The sequence below is a fragment of the Sandarakinorhabdus sp. genome, from assembly GCF_040398665.1.
Classification (GTDB): Bacteria; Pseudomonadota; Alphaproteobacteria; order Sphingomonadales; family Sphingomonadaceae; genus Sandarakinorhabdus.
Window position 1 is genome coordinate 132,238 of record NZ_JBBATQ010000008.1, and the last position, 16,849, is coordinate 149,086.

The 16,849-nt window shown below is 56.0% G+C and carries 13 protein-coding genes, 2 pseudogenes and 1 riboswitch; of the genes and pseudogenes, 7 read left to right on the top strand and 8 right to left on the bottom strand.

All coding sequences use genetic code 11. From position 1 onward, the window contains the following. The first annotated feature begins 265 nt into the window (after positions 1–265). Together ABWP22_RS11495 and ABWP22_RS11500 are read left to right on the top strand one after the other, a co-directional pair. Positions 266–1,168: a hypothetical protein gene (locus ABWP22_RS11495; protein ID WP_353200115.1), complete on the top strand. Its 903-nt coding sequence runs from the start codon at positions 266–268 to the stop codon at positions 1,166–1,168. 225 nt (positions 1,169–1,393) lie between these two features. Then, positions 1,394–2,578, top strand: coding sequence for a DUF1963 domain-containing protein (locus ABWP22_RS11500; RefSeq protein WP_353200116.1), 1,185 nt, complete (start codon positions 1,394–1,396; stop codon positions 2,576–2,578). 155 nt (positions 2,579–2,733) lie between these two features. Here ABWP22_RS11500 and ABWP22_RS11505 read toward each other — a convergent pair. Together ABWP22_RS11505 and ABWP22_RS11510 are read right to left on the bottom strand one after the other, a co-directional pair. Beyond that, positions 2,734–2,874: pseudogene (locus ABWP22_RS11505) on the bottom strand (integrase core domain-containing protein); the annotation flags it as partial. 197 nt (positions 2,875–3,071) lie between these two features. Beyond that, positions 3,072–3,236, bottom strand: a complete 165-nt coding sequence (locus ABWP22_RS11510; RefSeq protein WP_353200117.1) for a transposase — start codon at positions 3,234–3,236, stop codon at positions 3,072–3,074. A 463-nt stretch (positions 3,237–3,699) separates the two neighbouring features. Between ABWP22_RS11510 and ABWP22_RS11515 the strand changes: the two genes are divergently transcribed. From ABWP22_RS11515 to ABWP22_RS11530, 4 genes are all read left to right on the top strand, one after another. After that, on the top strand, positions 3,700–4,035 hold the full coding sequence (locus ABWP22_RS11515) for an ASCH domain-containing protein (protein WP_502951119.1): 336 nt from the start codon (positions 3,700–3,702) through the stop codon (positions 4,033–4,035). Further along, a complete protein-coding gene (locus ABWP22_RS11520) occupies positions 3,957–4,949 on the top strand; it encodes an IS481 family transposase (protein ID WP_353200118.1) in 993 nt (330 codons plus the stop codon). The genes ABWP22_RS11515 and ABWP22_RS11520 overlap by 79 nt, the downstream gene beginning before the upstream one ends. Before the next feature lie 109 nt (positions 4,950–5,058). Next, the gene (locus ABWP22_RS11525; protein WP_353200119.1) at positions 5,059–5,244 is read left to right on the top strand and encodes a hypothetical protein; all 186 of its coding nucleotides are present in this window, start codon (positions 5,059–5,061) and stop codon (positions 5,242–5,244) included. 54 nt (positions 5,245–5,298) lie between these two features. After that, positions 5,299–6,425 (top strand): IS3 family transposase gene (locus tag ABWP22_RS11530; protein ID WP_502951120.1). Its coding sequence is split into 2 segments (ribosomal slippage): positions 5,299–5,539 and positions 5,539–6,425, totalling 1,128 coding nucleotides; the frame shifts between segments, so codons are not numbered across the junction. A 506-nt stretch (positions 6,426–6,931) separates the two neighbouring features. Here the strand turns inward: ABWP22_RS11530 and ABWP22_RS11535 are convergent. From ABWP22_RS11535 to ABWP22_RS11560, 6 genes are all read right to left on the bottom strand, one after another. Continuing rightward, positions 6,932–7,507 (bottom strand): hypothetical protein, encoded by a 576-nt coding sequence (locus ABWP22_RS11535; protein WP_353200121.1) that lies wholly within the window; start codon positions 7,505–7,507, stop codon positions 6,932–6,934. A gap of 57 nt (positions 7,508–7,564) precedes the next feature. Next, positions 7,565–7,668: riboswitch (SAM-I-IV-variant riboswitch) on the bottom strand. A 97-nt stretch (positions 7,669–7,765) separates the two neighbouring features. Next, positions 7,766–8,086, bottom strand: a complete 321-nt coding sequence (locus ABWP22_RS11540; protein WP_353200122.1) for a hypothetical protein — start codon at positions 8,084–8,086, stop codon at positions 7,766–7,768. A gap of 103 nt (positions 8,087–8,189) precedes the next feature. Continuing rightward, the gene (locus tag ABWP22_RS11545) at positions 8,190–11,717 is read right to left on the bottom strand and encodes a DEAD/DEAH box helicase (RefSeq protein ID WP_353200123.1); all 3,528 of its coding nucleotides are present in this window, start codon (positions 11,715–11,717) and stop codon (positions 8,190–8,192) included. Next, on the bottom strand, positions 11,714–13,168 hold the full coding sequence (locus ABWP22_RS11550; RefSeq protein WP_353200124.1) for an EH signature domain-containing protein: 1,455 nt from the start codon (positions 13,166–13,168) through the stop codon (positions 11,714–11,716). Before ABWP22_RS11550 ends, ABWP22_RS11545 begins: the two co-directional genes overlap by 4 nt. Further along, on the bottom strand, positions 13,165–13,929 hold the full coding sequence (locus ABWP22_RS11555; RefSeq protein WP_353200125.1) for an OmpA/MotB family protein: 765 nt from the start codon (positions 13,927–13,929) through the stop codon (positions 13,165–13,167). Before ABWP22_RS11555 ends, ABWP22_RS11550 begins: the two co-directional genes overlap by 4 nt. A 3-nt stretch (positions 13,930–13,932) precedes the next feature. Further along, positions 13,933–16,275, bottom strand: coding sequence for a hypothetical protein (locus tag ABWP22_RS11560; protein WP_353200126.1), 2,343 nt, complete (start codon positions 16,273–16,275; stop codon positions 13,933–13,935). Between the two features lie 267 nt (positions 16,276–16,542). Between ABWP22_RS11560 and ABWP22_RS11565 the strand changes: the two are divergent. Further along, positions 16,543–16,849, top strand: a pseudogene (locus ABWP22_RS11565) (transposase); the annotation flags it as partial.

Genomic DNA, 16,849 nt, shown 5'->3' on the forward strand with positions numbered 1-16,849 from the left:
TATACCATCGCAATGCTTCCCTCTAACTAAGCGGACTTGTCTTATAAAGATGTCGGACTTTCTGCGAAGATAGGCTGCCGCCGGCGAGCCGCAAACTCGCCGGCGGCGGGAAGGGATGGATCGCGAACGGACAGGCCGTGTTGGACGAAGTCTGCCGGCGCCTTGTCCAATGGGTGCTCTCGAACGCCCTGTCCCGGAAGCGGGTTTTTATCGCCCAGGCCGACGCGGGCGATCGGATTTCATTGCATAATTGAGGAGAAAATTCATGCGCGACGGATTCGGGTTGGAGGTTTCCAGTAAATTTGCAACCATATGTGAGCAACTTGCTTGTAATAATTCGAGTGTAATTTGCGATCGTGATTTAGGAGACAGCATTTTGTCTTTTATCGATGATATTGATTTATTTGTCAGAAATAATGAGGATAGATACAGCGAATATGACGACATCATCGCATATATCAACCATCTGAAATCAATTTCCTGGTGCTTCCCTGTGAGAACCTCGAAGCGGAATATGGAAGATTTCGATCGAACAAAGCCTTTATTGGCCGGTCCTCTTTTTACATCGCAATCGCATCCTTGGCCGGAGTACGGGGGGCGATATAGGGAGCCAGTCGTCCAATTTTTTCTGGAAGATGCAGGTCTATGGACAGAAACGCACTGTGGTGAGGGATTGTTGCAGGTCTGGGTGGGGCCGTATTTTGAAGACGGAAATGGCGAGTCATTTGTCGTCCGGGTGATTCCCACAGTCGACGTACTGGTCGAGCATCTTTCACCTGTTCCATCAGAAATTACCCCCACATACTTCTCTGAGCATGAGTTTACAGCGGGTGGAGAAAGCATTTGGCCTGAACGTACAAAGAATTGCAGCATATATGAGATTCTCGGGGTGAACGGTTGCGCGCTTACATGGAATGATAATTTGAATTATATTGAACAACCGGAAGAAATGCAAAACGATCAACTTCTGAATATGTTGTTGACTTTGGTTGATACGATAATCGAAAATCGGAAGCCATTCAAAGGACATTCTTTTATGGGAGATTGTTGGTTCTTCATTTTCGATGGCAATGAGCCTGCTCTCTGGCCTGATTTTGGTTATGCTCGCTTGGCTGAAGGGGGAGATAGCTACGCTCTATTGTGGAGCCGGTATGAAGACTTTGTATGACATATGCTGTCGGATTTGACCGAGGTGACCCTGCACGGCTCGACTGTGGAAGGATGTAGGGGATGATCCCGCATTCGACCGGGGCATCTCATCGTGACCATTCCGTTCGTCCATCTGACAGCAGGCGGTGCCCCCCGGTTTCCCGTTGTGACCAAATTCTGGGGTGAAGCGCGGGAACTTTAGTCGACTGAGGTATACGACGTTGCCAATCCGCCTATCTCAGCCATGCGTCGACCGTTCCGTTGCCTTCGAGAGGCAACTGAGCGCCACCCCGGGCTACAGGTTGTCATCCTGGCCGGGATCTTTTGCGAGGGTCAGGTTCTTACCGAATGTTGTCGGGTGGCATCACGTGTCAATCCAGATATTGCAGGTCGACCATCCTTCGGTGAGTATGCAAACGAACCTCTCATTGGGTTGAGGGTCGTGGGGAGAGGGGCGCCATCAGACGGAATACAGTTACGCACTTTGGCCAGGAGGGAAGGAACCGCAATGAACATAAAAGAAATAAAGAGCGCGCTTGATGCGCAAATGATCAACCAAAGTGGCGAAATAAAAACTGAATTAGGAAATTTTATCATCCAAATGGCGAAATCCATTTCTTCGGAAATTGAAAATTATATCTCCGATAATAAACTAGATTTTGATGAATATCATCCTTTGGTCAGGTTTTCGAAAAAACTTTTACTGATATCGTGGTGCTATCCAATCTCAACTAAAAAAATCGAAGCATCAAGGGTTAATCGTTTAAATTCAATGTTTTGCGGACCATTCTTCATATCGAAGGAATTCCCATGGCCCGAGATGGACGGTCGATATGCTGAACCAATTGTTCAATTGAACTTGGAGGAAGTCCAACCTATTTCGCCGGTTCCAATTGGCTCAGGTATGCTTCAATTGTGGGCTGGCGAATGGGGTGAAGATTTTTTAATTAGGATCATCCCTCCTGCGGAAATTGAGGAAGAGAATATGTCTCTTATCCCAGAATGCATAAAGGGTGAATATTATGGTGAAATGCGCTGGGGTATTACCTTAATTGCTTGGCCTGAAGATGATTACAAAAAGAAGGTTCCAATTGCATACGAAATTACAGAATTCAAATTACAGAAATTGAGTTGGCCGGGAGATTTAGAGGGTCTTAGTTTTTCCCTTGAAGAGGAACTGAAGGATGCTCAATTGGTAGATAAAATAAGAGAGTTTGTATCCATATTTCCTTGCGATCACCCATCCACAGAGCCGCATCTTTTTGGATCATTCGATCAAATCCAATATGATCCCATTGATGCGAATGCTACGTTTTTGGCACTCGAAAGTCGGCCGTGTTTCGATTGGAATAGTGGTAATGCCCAAATTTCGTATTGGCAGAACGACAAGGGCGAGGTCGAGTTTGGTTTCGCATGGAGTTGTCAATGAGTGTCATATTGAGCATCGCAAACGGCGTGCCGCAGGAACTGCCTGAATCCTCCTACGGTGGTGGTGGATGACCTGATCCCCTGATTTCATCCAGCGGGGATTAGGCCGTGTACCCATATGACCTGCTCCCCGTTCCTGGACCGCCCGGCTGGACGTCATCCGGTCCTTGTCGGCCAGGGCGGGCCATGTGCCGCTGACCGGTTTACGGGCGATATCGGCGGTTTGTTGCCGATCGCGATATGGGGTCGAACTTCGTTGTAGTCTCTGCGCCAAGCTTCGCATTGTGAACACGCGTCCAACGGCGACCCCTTTCAAAAACGACGTAAGCGATTGTTTCTGATCGCTTACGAGCCTCTTGGCCGGCGTCCCTCTTCGCTCGAAACGTGCCCCCCTCAGAACGATGTGTTACCCAATTAATACAGCAGGTTGCGAGACTTCTTGGTGGGGTCATTATTCAAAGCGTTTTCACACCAGGCGGCGCATCCGCCGCGAGCTAGCTACGCCAAGTATACAACTGCCCCGTCGAGATCTCGTGCCGCCGCGCCACCTCTGTCGGGCAAGCCCCGGGTGCGAACGCCTCGGTTAGGATCTGGAGCCGCTGTTCGTCGTTCCAGCGCCGCCGGCGCTCAGGCCCTGAAAACACCGTGATCGGGCCCATGTGCCGCTCCTGTGTGCGCTCATACGAGCGCTCTTTGGAGCGGACCTGCGCCTGCCCGACAAGGCGGCACTCGACGGATGGATACTCCGCGCCACGATGATGCCGCGGCTGTTATCGTCACGCGCGACGAGATTCTGACCGCTCTCGATTTTGGCGATCGTTTCTGGCACGCGCTATTGTGGGTCAGCAATCGTTTCGCCGGACTGCCGGCGTATATTTGCCAGCCCTTTCCGCGGAAGCCAGACTTTAGCGCGACGGCGGTCGTATATTCGATCGACGGGCTCATCTCTCGCGCAGCCTGACCGGGCAATTTAACCCTGGAACCGGCATCTGATGAGATCGATTTTCGCGCTATCCCGGATTTGCGCTTTGAATCAGATGTTTATCTCCAAACTATTCCACACATTGGCGTGCTAACCCCTGCTAGATAGTTCGGCGTCATCAAGACAGAGGGAGAATCAGCATGGCGCTCAAGGGTTTGATCATTCGGCAACCGTGGATCGGGATGATCCTGGCCGGCACGAAAACATGGGAGATGCGAGCAGAACGAACGAAGGTGCGAGGACCTATCGCGCTTATAGAAAAGGGCACTGGATTGGTCGTCGGTGTCGCTAATCTCACAGACTCGCTGTCCCCACTCAGCCTGCGGGAAATGAGCGCTAGATGTTTGATCCCAGGCTTTGATGGTGCATTATTCACCGACAGCTGGAAGGAAGCACTATGGGCCAGGTACTCCACGGGAGCGCCACAACGACTGAGGCAGTCCGTCGAGCGATACAGCATGGTCAAGCGAGCCTGAGGACGCTCGCCAAGCGGCACGGCATCAACCAGAAGACGGTTGCCAAGTGGAAGCGGCGCACCTCCACCGCCGATCTGCCGACTGGACCGAAAGTCGCGCGATCGACCGTGCTCTCCATTGAGAACGAGGCGGTCATCGTCGCCTTCCGCCGGCATACACTGCTGCCGCTGGACGATTGCTTATATGCTCTGCAGGCGACCATTCCGCACCTGACGCGCTCCTCGCTGCACCGCTGCCTCCAGCGCCACGGCATCTCGCAATTGCCCGCAATCGAAGGGGACGCGCCCAACAAACGCAAGTTCAAGAGCTACCCCATCGGCTACTTCCACATCGATATCGCAGAAGTCCGCACCGAGCAGGGCAAGCTCTACATGCTGGTCGCGATCGATCGAACCTCGAAGTTCGCCTTCGTCGAACTGCATGAGAAAGCAACAACCAGGGTCGCTGCCGACTTCCTTCGCCACCTCATCGCAGCGGTGCCCTACAAGGTGCACACCGTGCTCACCGACAACGGCATCCACTTCACCGACCCGAAGTACCCGGGCTCAGCTGTCGAAGAGGTCAAGCTTGCCATCGCAAATGGCGAACTCTTCCGCTGCCACTCCTTCGCACTCGCCTGCGCGCAGAACGACATCGATCACCGGCTCACCAAGCCGCGCCACCCTTGGACCAACGGCCAGGTCGAACGGATGAACCGCACCATCAAGGACGCGACCGTCAAACGCTACCACTACGAAAACCACGACCAGCTCAGGCAGCACCTTGGCGACTTCGTCGCTGCCTACAACTTCGGCCGCAGGCTCAAGACCCTGAAAGGCCTCACGCCCTACGAAGCCATCTGCAAAACGTGGCTCAAAGAGCCACACCGCTTCACGTCAAATCCAACCCACCAAATCCCGGGACCAAACATCTAGCCGCACCAACCATTGCATCCCTGCTGAAGTTAGTGGTGAGGTGGGCTTCAAATGGTTCACGCCCTGGGTTCTGGCCGAGGTAAGCCGACTTGCGCATCCGGTACCCTACATGCATCGCTCCGGCGCTGTGATTTGGGTGGCGCTTGATGCCGACGTCGAAGCGGCAGTCCATTCGCAGTCGCAAACGGAATTTGAACGCGCGCCGCCGGTCGCCAAGCCGCTGCCGGCAGCGGAGCCCGTGCCAATGCTGAGCGATAATTCCGGCAGGGCTGGCGTCCACATTCTGGACTTGTAACGGTTTTGTGCCGGTCACCTGAGCGTTTAGAGCTCGCAGCAGGAGACCGACGAGATGATGAAGCTTTCCGAAGAGTTCAAGCAGGAGGCGGTGCGGATTGCGCTGACCAGCGGGCTATCGCGTGAGCGCGTGGCCAAGGATTTGGGCATTGGTAAATCGACGCTGGGCAAGTGGATTTCGCAATACCGGCCGACTGATCTGCTAGCAGCGCCGCAGGCAGATCTGGCCCGCGAGAACGAGCGGCTTCGCCTTGAGAACCGCGTACTCAAGGAGGAGAGGGACATCCTAAAAAAGGCCACACAGTTCTTCGCGAGCCAGCGGCCGTGAGGTTTGCGTTCGTGGAGAGCTGGCGCCATATCTGGCCAGTCGAGACGATCTGCCGGGTGATGCAGATCAGCACGCGCGGCTATCGTTCATGGAGGTCACGACCGGTCAGTCAGCGTTCCCGCACGGACATGAAGGTGCTGGCCCACATCCGGGAGCAATACAGCCTGAGCCTGGGCAGCTATGGTCGTCCTCGCATGACGATGGAACTCAAAGAGGCGGGCTTCGCTGTCGGTGAGCGCCGTGTCGGACGGCTGATGCGCCTCAACGGGATCAAGCCGGTCCGCACCCGCAGACACAAGGTCACCACCGACAGCAACCACCGCCTGGGTGTCGCGGCGAACTGGCTTGACGGGGACTTTGTTGCCGCTGCGCCCAACCAGAAGTGGGCCGGCGACATCACCTATATCTGGACGTCGGAAGGCTGGCTCTACCTGGCTGTCATTCTTGATCTGCATAGCCGCCGTGTGGTGGGCTGGGCCGTCAGCGACAGAATGAAGAAGGATCTGGCCATCCGTGCACTCGATATGGCGGTGCGGCTGCGTAATCCACCGCCAGACTGCCTTTTCCACTCGGATCGCGGCAGCCAGTATTGCTCCTACGATTATCAGAAAAAGCTGCAGGCCTACGGCCTGCGGCCATCAATGAGTGGCAAGGGCAATTGCTATGACAACTCCGCCGTGGAGACGTTCTTCAAATCCTTGAAGGCTGAACTCATCTGGCGGCAGAAATGGCCAAACCGGCGTCACGCTGAGACTGCCATCTTCCAATACATCAACGGGTTCTACAACACCCGCAGGCGCCATTCATACCTGGGCGGCATTAGCCCGCTCGCATTCGAAGCCAAGGTGGCATAGTGAGATAGTGACCGGCACAAAACCGTTACAAGTCCAATATGATAAGCCGCCTGTCCGCTGGACGGTCCGCTTGCCTGATCAACTGAAGCCTCGACAATTGCCCTGACTTGCGCCCGATCAGTGGTCGGGCTCACCCCGGCCTTTTGTTCTGGCGGTTCGAGGTTGAGCGGTTCGTCTGATGGGTGATCGACAGTGTCTGGTAACTCTTTGACACGGACACGCCGGCCGAAGCCGGCTTGGACGACAGCCACTTTGGCATTGTGAACCGGATCATTTGGGCGGACCTTTCGGCGGAGCCTGAAGCCCTGCCGGCTCTGGTGACGATGAGGCGTTCGGGCGCGGGCTCAGCCTACTGAAGCTGACAACGCCGCCGTTCATGCGGAGCGACATCTCTCGCTGCTCCTTTTTGGTGTACGGCGGCCTATGGTAGCAGACGCCATTAGGCAACGTGACTTTAACCATGAGCGACCTCCAAGACACTGGAGGGGCGTCTGGCGGAGCGGTGATTACGCATAAGCCCGCACCTCCGTGTTGAGAGTGAGCTCGTTCAGCCGAGCCTGCAGCAGCGACAGCGACAGAGGATCGTGAACCTCAACCCAGCGCGCTGAGCTCATCGGGTTGGAGAAGGACTCGAAGATCACCTGCCCTTCGCGTCGGCCCTTGCCGCCTTCGGGGAAGAGGTCGTGCTTCTGCAGAAACGTGTAGGCTTGGGCTTCGGGCGACAGGTTGTGCTCCCACTGGTCTTCCCACGAATAGCCGTCCATCGGCTGGAACAGCTCTTCCTCGGTCCAGCCTTCATCGTCACACAGGACGTCGATCTGCTCCTGCGTGTCGAGCAGATGGCCATGCCAGCGCAGGTTGTCGATCAGCAGTTGCGGCTTGGGGATCTCGAAGGCCGGCTGGCCAAGATGGAGCCGCCAATGGTCTTCGACGGGCTCGTAGTAAATCGCCTTTGCAGCTTCAGGCGGCTTGATCAGCAACGGGCTACGGGTGTCTGCAACGGCGGTCGCCACCTCTTTGACGAATGAGGCGGTGATGATGGTTCCTGCGCCCAGCAGGAACGAACGACGGGTAAATGACATGGGTGTTATCCTTGCGAAACGCACCGCAAGAAGGGCTCGACACGACGTTGCAGGAAAACAGGCTCGTTGGCTTGCGTTACCCGCCACATCTCGCCTTAGCGAATGCCACCTTACCCGAGCAGGCAGGTTGGCGAGGGTTGACCCCTCTCTTGATGCAAGGCAAACATAACGCCGAAGATCGTCAGGGGTCAAGGGCGGCGAGATGCAGTGGCTGTTGCTGCGCATTCTAGCAACAGCCAATCTTACCGGCGTGTACGCTCAGTTGCTGGCTTCATCATCATTCACGGTGCGGGAGAGGGCCATAAGACCCAAAACCATTCTTCTTTCCCCCTCACGCCATATTGCTACGCATCGATTTTCTAAGATGGCTTCATACACATCACTATCGTCTTCGCAAAAATAAACCTTTTGTTCACATTTTCTGCAAAATCGAATATAATCATTCTTAGTTTTCTCCAGCTCATCCCAATCCTTTGGACACTGGTACCCGAACTTACAGTTTCTTATAAAGTAGCCTTTTTCATCGTTTATTGATAGCGCTCTCAAGACAAAATTTTCTTCTTCATCCTTTGTTGCCATCATAGTACCCCTCTAATGATAATTAATGAATATCAATCTATCTGATTGTTTAGGACATAGGGTGTTTTTCGCTCTCATCGAACAGTAAGTAGAGCCGAAAATTTCAAATGCCCTTCGAAAGATTGAACCAGCGACAAATCACAGTTTTGGCATTCCTACTCATAATATGGTCGATGCCTCCGCCGATATCCCACGTAAGCGTTGATCCATCTACAAAAAGCGCGACGATCTTCCGATCATGGAGAATGATGCCGCTACGCTTCGACCGAAACGAAGGGAGAAAGCGCACGTCCCCCAACCCAGCGTCGAGCATTTGTTTTACCAGAAACCGGCTCTGGGCGGAACAATCGATAAACTCGCGCGCAACACTGTCGGCATCCCAACACTCGACGTCGACCGTTTGAATTCCGACCCCACGCTCGCGTAGACCAGCAAGAAAATCGGCAAGTTGTTTGCAGTTTCGCGGGGCGGCTGCAGCGTAAGGATCAACGATATCAATCCGTTTAACCTGCTCGCCTGCAAGCACGTCTGTGAACAGCTGCCATGGCACATCTTGGCCGGGACGCTTTTCCCACCGAACTGGCGCAAGTCGGCGATCATCCAGCGGTGGCTCCGGCGCCGACGCGACGGGTGTCGGCTTTTCGATGGGCGGTTGCTTCGGCGCTAAGGAGCTTGGCGGTTGAGCCTCGGCCTCTGGCACGTCTGGTGCTGCCAGTTCAGGCTCCTCTGTAAACGATGCAGCAGCCTGCGCAGGTGCGCTGGCCAGAACTGTTTCGAACAGTTCGGACGCGTCTGTTTCACTTTCAGGTTCTACCAGCAACCCCTGAGCCAAGCCACGCTTACGCCGCAGCATGGCCGCAAGACTATGGTCAAAACTTGATTGCCGAATACTAGGGTCAGGGTGCTCGGCAATCGGCACCCAAACTGTCACGCCTTTGGTCTGACCGATGCGGTAGGCGCGGTCGGTTGCCTGATCTTCAACAGCGGGGTTCCACCAGCGGGTAAGGTGAATGACATGGTTAGCCGCCGTGATTGTAAGCCCAACACCGCCTGCTCGAGGCGAGAGGATCATTACGTCAAATCCGAGCGGTCGGGATTGGAAGTCGTCGACCAAACGCTGGCGCGCGTCCCCGGCCACCTCTCCCGAGATACAGAGCACCGGTCGGATCAGCCCGTATCGCCGACGCAATTCAGCTGCAAGACGAGGTTGGAGCTCCAGTGACTCGCAGAATATCAGTGCCTTTTCGCACCGAGCCTTCACTTCATCAAGTATTGCAATACATGCTTGCAATCTGGCGGAGTTTTCTGCGAATGCCGGCCCGATCGTGGGAAGCTCTGGGGCCAAAGAAATTGCCCGCAAACGCCCCAGTGTTTCGAGGATGGCTTCACGGCTGCCGGTGCCCTTCAGCAGCTGCGCGCGCTGAACGGCCTGCGCATATGCCGCAGCCTGCCGCGCAGGCATATGAACGGGTCGTTCTACTTCCTTCTTTGCCGGCAGTCCTTCAACGTGGTCGGCCTTCATTCTCCGGATCATGAAAGCTGGCCACGGTGGAGTCCCCGTTGTGAGCTGTGCGTTTAACTCGCGGAGCCGGTCATTATCAGCCTGACCGTATCGCATTTCGAACGCTTTGCTTGACCCAAGCATACTGGGCTGCATGACGTCGGCAATGGACCAAAGGTCCTGCAGGCGATTTTCGACCGGCGTACCAGTCATCGCAATCGAGAAACGGGCGCGCAACGTCTTGGCCGCACGCGTAATTTGGGCAGCCGGGTTTTTTAGTCGCTGTGCTTCGTCATACGCTATGACTGCAAACTCAACCCGAGCCATGCTGATGTGATAATCTCGCATGGTTTCATAAGTGGTTAGAACAACGCCAGCGTCACGCCAATCCGCCGTGTTCAATCGCGCAGTCCCGATGCTGGTGTCGGTTCCATTACCCTCTCGATGTGCCTTGAGCGTGTTACCGTAGGCACGCAGAACGGGACCCAGGAAGCCCGCAACAAGGTGCCGGTCGATCTCAGCCTGCCAGTTGGCCAACAGCCCAGTCGGCGCCACGATGAGGATCGGAGCGCGAACGCCCTGCTCACGCAACCAGCAGAAGAATGTCAGCGCTTGCAGGGTTTTACCTAAGCCCATGTCATCAGCAAGCAAAACGCCGGGTCGTTGACTGCGCCACGCGGTGGCAAGCCATTTGAAACCTTCTACCTGATGGGGCTTCAAGATGGTTTTTACTCCCGCTGGCAGTATCACGGGCGGCGCAGGTGCAGCGTCAACGCGTGCCAGCGGTGCGTAGGAGACCTCCTCAAGATTGTCTTTGATCTGCAGAAATAGCTTATTTGCGATTTCGGGAGGCGGCACCGACGGCGGCACGGGGTCACTGCCCGGCGGTGGCAGAAGCGATGCAAGGTTCGTAAGCGCAGCAATGGCGGCCGGCGATGCTGGCACTGCTACTCCACCGATCGCTACCGTTGTCTGCCCAGCCGCCGCGGCCGCCTCCATTTTTTGAAGAGCGGCATTAAGTTCGGACGGCAAGATCTCAACGTGAACAGGGGGATCGCCAACGACAATACCAAAACGGTCCGGCAGCCATGTGTTTGGTTTGGGTTTGATCCAAGGTAGCACCGGCTGTCGCCATGGGTCGATCCCAGTCACGCGCTCCGAGTACTGAGCCGTTTCGATAAACAGTGACTCCAGCAGTTCCGGTGGTTCGCCAAGCGCCTCGGCAATCACACGCCGGGGTGAGGCAGCAAACTGGCGACGCTGGGACTCAGGCGCAGTCTGCTGTTCCCCTACGACTGTTAACGCACGCGCCAGTGATGGATCCAGGAACAGGATTGTACCGTCTTGCAGAAGGTAAGAAGACGATTTCCCACGCCGGACACGAAATTGCCGCGCGAATGCCGCCTGCTGCTCTGGGGTCAGCAGATTATCCGCACTTTCGTCGATCGTTTGCCCAGCTTCAACGGCTTCACCGATGCGGGGCCCGAACAGCACAGGGTCAAACTGGCTACCGTCGAGAGAGAGCGAGAAGTTACCAGCAAAGGCAATGCGAGTTTCGGTTAGAATGCCATCAAGGATAGCCTGATCGGCATGCTGCTCTAGCATCTGCCGTAGCTCGGCAAAGGCAGCCTGACGGGCCGATAATTCTTTGGGCTGATTGACCGCACGTGCTGCACGGTAGAGACTGAACAGTGGCTCAGGCAGGCGATAGTCGGCGCCGTTTAACCGAACCCGCGCGCCACACACATCAACTGCGATCCTTGATCCATTTGTACGCGCCCAACGCGTCTCAACGGCAAAACTATCTTCGACAATTAGACCCCGGCCCTGCAATGAAAGCACAATCGGCGCCGCTGGTGGCAGACCCGCGGGGATGGCGATGGTCTCGGGCAGCGCGGCAACCGTTGATGGCGGCAATGTCAGGCTTACACCGTCATCATCCGCCAAACCCCTAGCGGCGAGGTCAAGAAGAGACACAGCCGCACCCGTTGGTTCAAGATCGGGCCATTTCGTAGTTTCCAGCGCTGCAGTCCTCTCCCTTTGGAAGAAGCCGCTGCCCTTGATCAGCTGTTGCAATTGGATACGAGCGCCGCCCTCTGGGGTAAAGACTGCGACAAATGCCGTGCTCACCACTCGGCCTCCGTCCAGCGGATGCTCGTCCAATCGCGAATTTGACGGGCAAATTTCGCATGCCAGCCGCGCGTTGTCCTCAAACGCTGCGGCGTGTGCGCCAACGCAATCCAGAGGGGATCTCCGCCCAGTTTGGTTGCCTGCCGCGCGGCAGCCCCGCTCATACGATCCGTGTTCCGCATCAGGCCGCCGTCATATCGGCGCAACCCAAATACAGGGCGATGCACGGCGTCTGGCTTCCAAAAGCAACAACTCCCAGAGTGGGTCCATTCGGCAATGACGATATCGCCAATTTCCATCAAAAAGGCTGAATGGTCGGGATCGGCACCCGTATCAATCAGGCCGTAACCACCAGCCTCTTGCAACTTCTGCCAATGCGGCCGCGCCCGGCGCTCGGCGTCCGTGCCCAACATGAAATAGGCACGCTTAATATGATTGGTTTCGAGATAGTGTCGCCAGAATTCCTCACGAGCGGCCCACTGGATGGGGTCTGAGGTGCTTTGCCCGATTAGCTTGAAAAAAATCTCAAACGCCGCTCGGTTCAGCCACTGCAGAACGATAGTTTTGAGTGCCTCGGTGTCCTGCTTGTACCCGAGCGCCTTGAGGTCAGCAAAGAATTGCGCCCACTTCGATCCATCAAAACGGGGGTCACCATACTGTTTAAGGGCAAAACGCTGGATACGCACACGCAGCTCATTATCCGGGGCAGCCTTAATCCACGGCCTGAGCAGAGCGCGCACCAGCAACGGCCGGGTCCGAGTGGACACGGCGGCGTCGCCCATACGTTCCAATAACCCTAACAAATGTTCACAATTTCCGGCTGCAGCGACCAGCTTACTGTCCGCCACCACACCGCAGACGCTTTCCAATGCGGATTGGACCAGATTTCCGCTGTACACCCCTGCGTGAAGGCTGGCCCGCCGGAGTACAGTGTCCGGTTCCGTCGCCTCGAGCAGTTCTTTGCCCACGCGTAGGGCGCCCTCGTGGCGATCCCATAACTGAAATTCGCGCCCAGCTGACCTATAGGGCCAATCATGCCGCTCAGCGGCGGTGCCGGCCGCTTGAGCGAGTATCTCCGCGCCTTGCTCGTTGGGAAAGAGGTCTAACCACGTCATCACCAACGCACGATCGATCTGCCGGCTCTGGCGTTTAACGGCGTCGAGAGTAAGTCGGGTCAACCATTCGGCATCGCTGCTCTCCGAACGGTCAACCCAGCGCCAAGCCGGCGGTAGCGACTGCCTCACATCGCGATTGGATAGGCTTTCGGGATCGGCCGGGCGAACACGGCGAAGTAGTTCCGCATCTACTTCGGGGTCTGACATCATTCTGGAGGCCTCCCACTTTTCCAAGCGTCGCGACGCCTGCCCCGTATGCACAGGTGTATCAGGCATCCTTGGCAAGGCGCCTGCTACGGTATGAAGTTGCCGGATTGCATCGCGCAGAGCAGTCATTGTAGCAGCATGTTCCTTGCGCTTTCAGGATCCGGCGTCACCATCAGGAAACGCAAGTCGATACGGCGGTTCTTGCTCAGGTCAGCTGCGCTGAAGCTGTCATAGCCCGGGATAGTGCGGTTCAAGCCGTAGCCGCTAACTGACAAGATCGGGACCAAGCGACCACTTTTGCTGCCGAGGCCGCGGTACTGTGTTTGCAGTCCATCGAGATCCGGCTGCTTGCCTATCAGCGCAAGATAAGTGTTGATCGCGCGACTTGCTGACAGATCGATGTTCGTATCGCGGCCGCCGCGTATCAAGAGTTGCTTATCCGTATGGCCCTCGATGAACAGAGCATCGATGCGGTAGGGGCTCTTGGCTGCCAAGCGACACTTCAACCGCGGATGGTCTTCGGTGTAGCAGGGCATCACGGCCGCCATGACGTTGGCCACCTTCGCGACAGCCTTAACCCCGCTATCAGACAAATCCGCATTTCCGCTGTCGAAGAGCACGGCGTCGGGCAAGCGCAACACACCCGTCACCCAATCAATCTCGACTGGAAGGCCCTCACGGTCGAGCCGACGCTGCAACTCTTCCAAAAGCTCTTTGCGTGCTTGGTTAGCACCGGTCAGCTCTTGCGTCGTTTGTCGGAATTGGAACGCGAAATAGAGAAGCAAGATAATGAAGACAAAAAGCAAACCAGTCAGCATATCCGACATACTGACAAAATAGCCTTCATCTTCTTCGTGGTGGGCCGATGCCCTTCGGCTAAGGCGAGCCATCTATCAGGCCCCCCGCGCGACAGCTGCGGCCTTTTCAAGTGGTTCAGCGAGATCCACCAGCAGGTCCACCGCACCGGTCAACTTGTTCACCGCGTTGCCCAGATTGGCATCGACCATGGTCGAATAGCCACTAAGCCTTTCGGAAACATCGGTGGCCGCATTGGCCAGCGCCGAGACCGCTCCAGCCAGCGACTCGTCTACCTCGACAAATCGATCTTGGTAATCAGCGAACGTCGTTCGGGCAGCGGTTCCCACTGCCTCCAAATCGGTCGCCATGCGGCGCATTATGTCAACTTGCTGTTGGTTTGCCACTTGCTGCGCTGTGATGGCCTGGCGAACTTCTGCAACGCTTTCGGCTATGGCATCGGTTGCCTCTCGCACGGGCTCAGATGCTTCAACAAGCGCGTTAGCGGCCTTGCCAAATCGGATGGTGGCATCGTTTGCGGCAACCGTAAGCTGTCCGCTCAGACGCTCAGTAGCTATCGTTGTCTCCGCCATTCTGTCGGCCTGACGACTCGCATTGAGCGTTGCTCGCTCCATGTTGCCCCCGAAACCAACAAGCTTCTCAGAGCTGTCAGTGATGCCAACCGTCAGTTTGCGGGCACTGTCGTCGAAACGCTTTGCGAAGTCGGCAAACAGTGCCTCAACCGTGTCAGCCGACGCTTTGGCTGCGGCCTCGGCTCCCTTTGTCGCAGCGTTGGCCATATCGGCCCCCGCTTTACGGAGAATATCCTCCAATTCTTTGCGCGTGCGGTCAGCGGACGCGGTACTTTCCTTTGCGTTTTGGTCGACCTGATCTGCCATCTGCTGCTGAATGGTAGTGAGTGTATCGCCAACCTTCACCATCAAGCCTTGCATGTCCGCACCTGCCTGATCGATAAGCTTCGTATTGTTTTTTGCACCTTGGTCTAGTGTGTTGGATACACTACGAATGTCTTCAGCCAGCTTGGCTGCCGCGGCGGCAAGAGACTCAGCGGCGGCTTTCGAGGCTTCCTCGAGCGCCTGACGCGAGCGATCTGTGGCCTCCTTACTTTCGTCTGCGTTGCGTGACGCCTGTTCGGCAATCTGTTTTTGAAGCGCTTCAAGCGTAGAGCCGAGCGAGCCAATCAGTGTCTTCATCTCAACGCCAGCAGCCCGCATCGCTTCGCCATTTTGGCGCGCTCCATCACCGAATGCAGTACCAGCACCGGCAAAGTCTTCCTTAAGTTGCTCACGCACCTGCTTCTGTTGCGCAGCATATGCGTCGCCTGTCTGGGTGATACGAGACTGCAATGCATCAAACGACGACGCCATCGTTTCGCTGGCGTCTTTGAACAGCTGAGCAGCTTCAAGGATGCGGCGGTTGGCATCATCAGCACTATCGCTAAGCTGCTTGGGGATCCCACCGAGATGCTCGCCCATTACGGCCAATGCAGCGGCCAACGCTTGCATTTCCTTACCAGCCGTTTGGCTAAGCGTCTCATTGATTGAGTCACTTACGCCGCTGGTGAGATCTTTGGAAAGCCCCTCGATGGACCCTTTGATCTCGCCCAGCACGGTGACCATCGGTTGAAATTTGTCGGTAAGTTTGTCGGCAATAGCGACAGCCAACTCATTGGCAAGCTTGCTCTGAGCAGTTGCCATTTGCTCAAGGTGCTTTTCCTGAGCAACGGCAACGGTCTGCGCAGGCAGATAAACCAGCCCCTTCTCGAGCGTATCGGTGAAATTGCTGACAGCTGAGCGTAGCTGGCGCTGAATGGTATCATCCCAGTAACGCAGGATTACAGAAGCGATCACACCAGCAGCAGACGTAAGAAATTTGGCCGCAGTAACGCTCAAAAGCGTGCGAAGAGCCTCCTGCATCGAGTTTGCCGTACCAGCAGCTTTAAGTGCTGCCGAGGTATTGCCAAGTGCTGCAATGATCCCGAGAAAGGTCAAGACTAATCCGACCGCGACGGCCAAATTGGCCCAGAGCAAGAGGCCTCTCGACTGGTCCGCCAACGGTGCGAAAAACTCATCGGGTCGAACCGTGTTTTTGAGCCGCTCAGCTTGAGGGTCGACAATGCACTCCTCGAACTCGACCCATGCACGTTGGAAGCCGCCATTCTCCGCCCCATGCGCTATCTTCGCGATATCCTGATACTGAGCTCGCAAGGCAGACTTGGCTTCATCGTCCTTGGCAGAACGGATCGGCTCAAGGGCTTTGTTTGCCTGTTCGAAAATGTCTAACAGAGGTTTTATTCGGTTGTTCGCTCGGAGCCCCAGGGCCACAGCTGCGCCGATGATCCCCACACCGAAAACAAACGCCGTTTCCACGGTAAAAACCACCTGCAGAAATTCGATCAGCGCTGCAACCAATTCCGTCATGCGGTCCACCCCTGCCTGAAGCCTTTTTTGCTAGATGGACGATAAGCCACCGCATTCCAGTTATCTCAACCCCCATTCTGATGATCTAACCACTCGACGAGGAACCGAAACTGAAACGCAGACCGGTCAAACGGCTCCAACCCAAAGGTGGACACGGTTTCTTCAATCTCGACGGGGTTCATGAACAGGAGCCTGTCGACACTGTGACGTGCACCCCTGAATTGGTGCCATTTTTGGGTAGAGTCCGTTTCTCGAGGAGACGGACGAATGAAACGGAGCAGGTTTTCAGACGAGCAGATCATCGCGATCGTGAAGGAGCAGGAAGCAGGCATGGCGACAGCCGAGGTCTGCCGGCGGCACGGCGTTAGCGGTGCGACGTTCTACAAATGGAAGGCCAAGTACGGCGGGCTGGAGGTCTCTGAGGCCAAGCGGCTGCGGTCGCTGGAGGACGAGAACGCCAAGCTGAAGAAGCTGCTGGCCGAGGCGATGCTGGACATCGCGGTGTTGAAAGACATCTCATCAAAAAAATGGTGACGCCCGACGCGAAGCGGAATGCGGTCGCCCATGCCCGGGA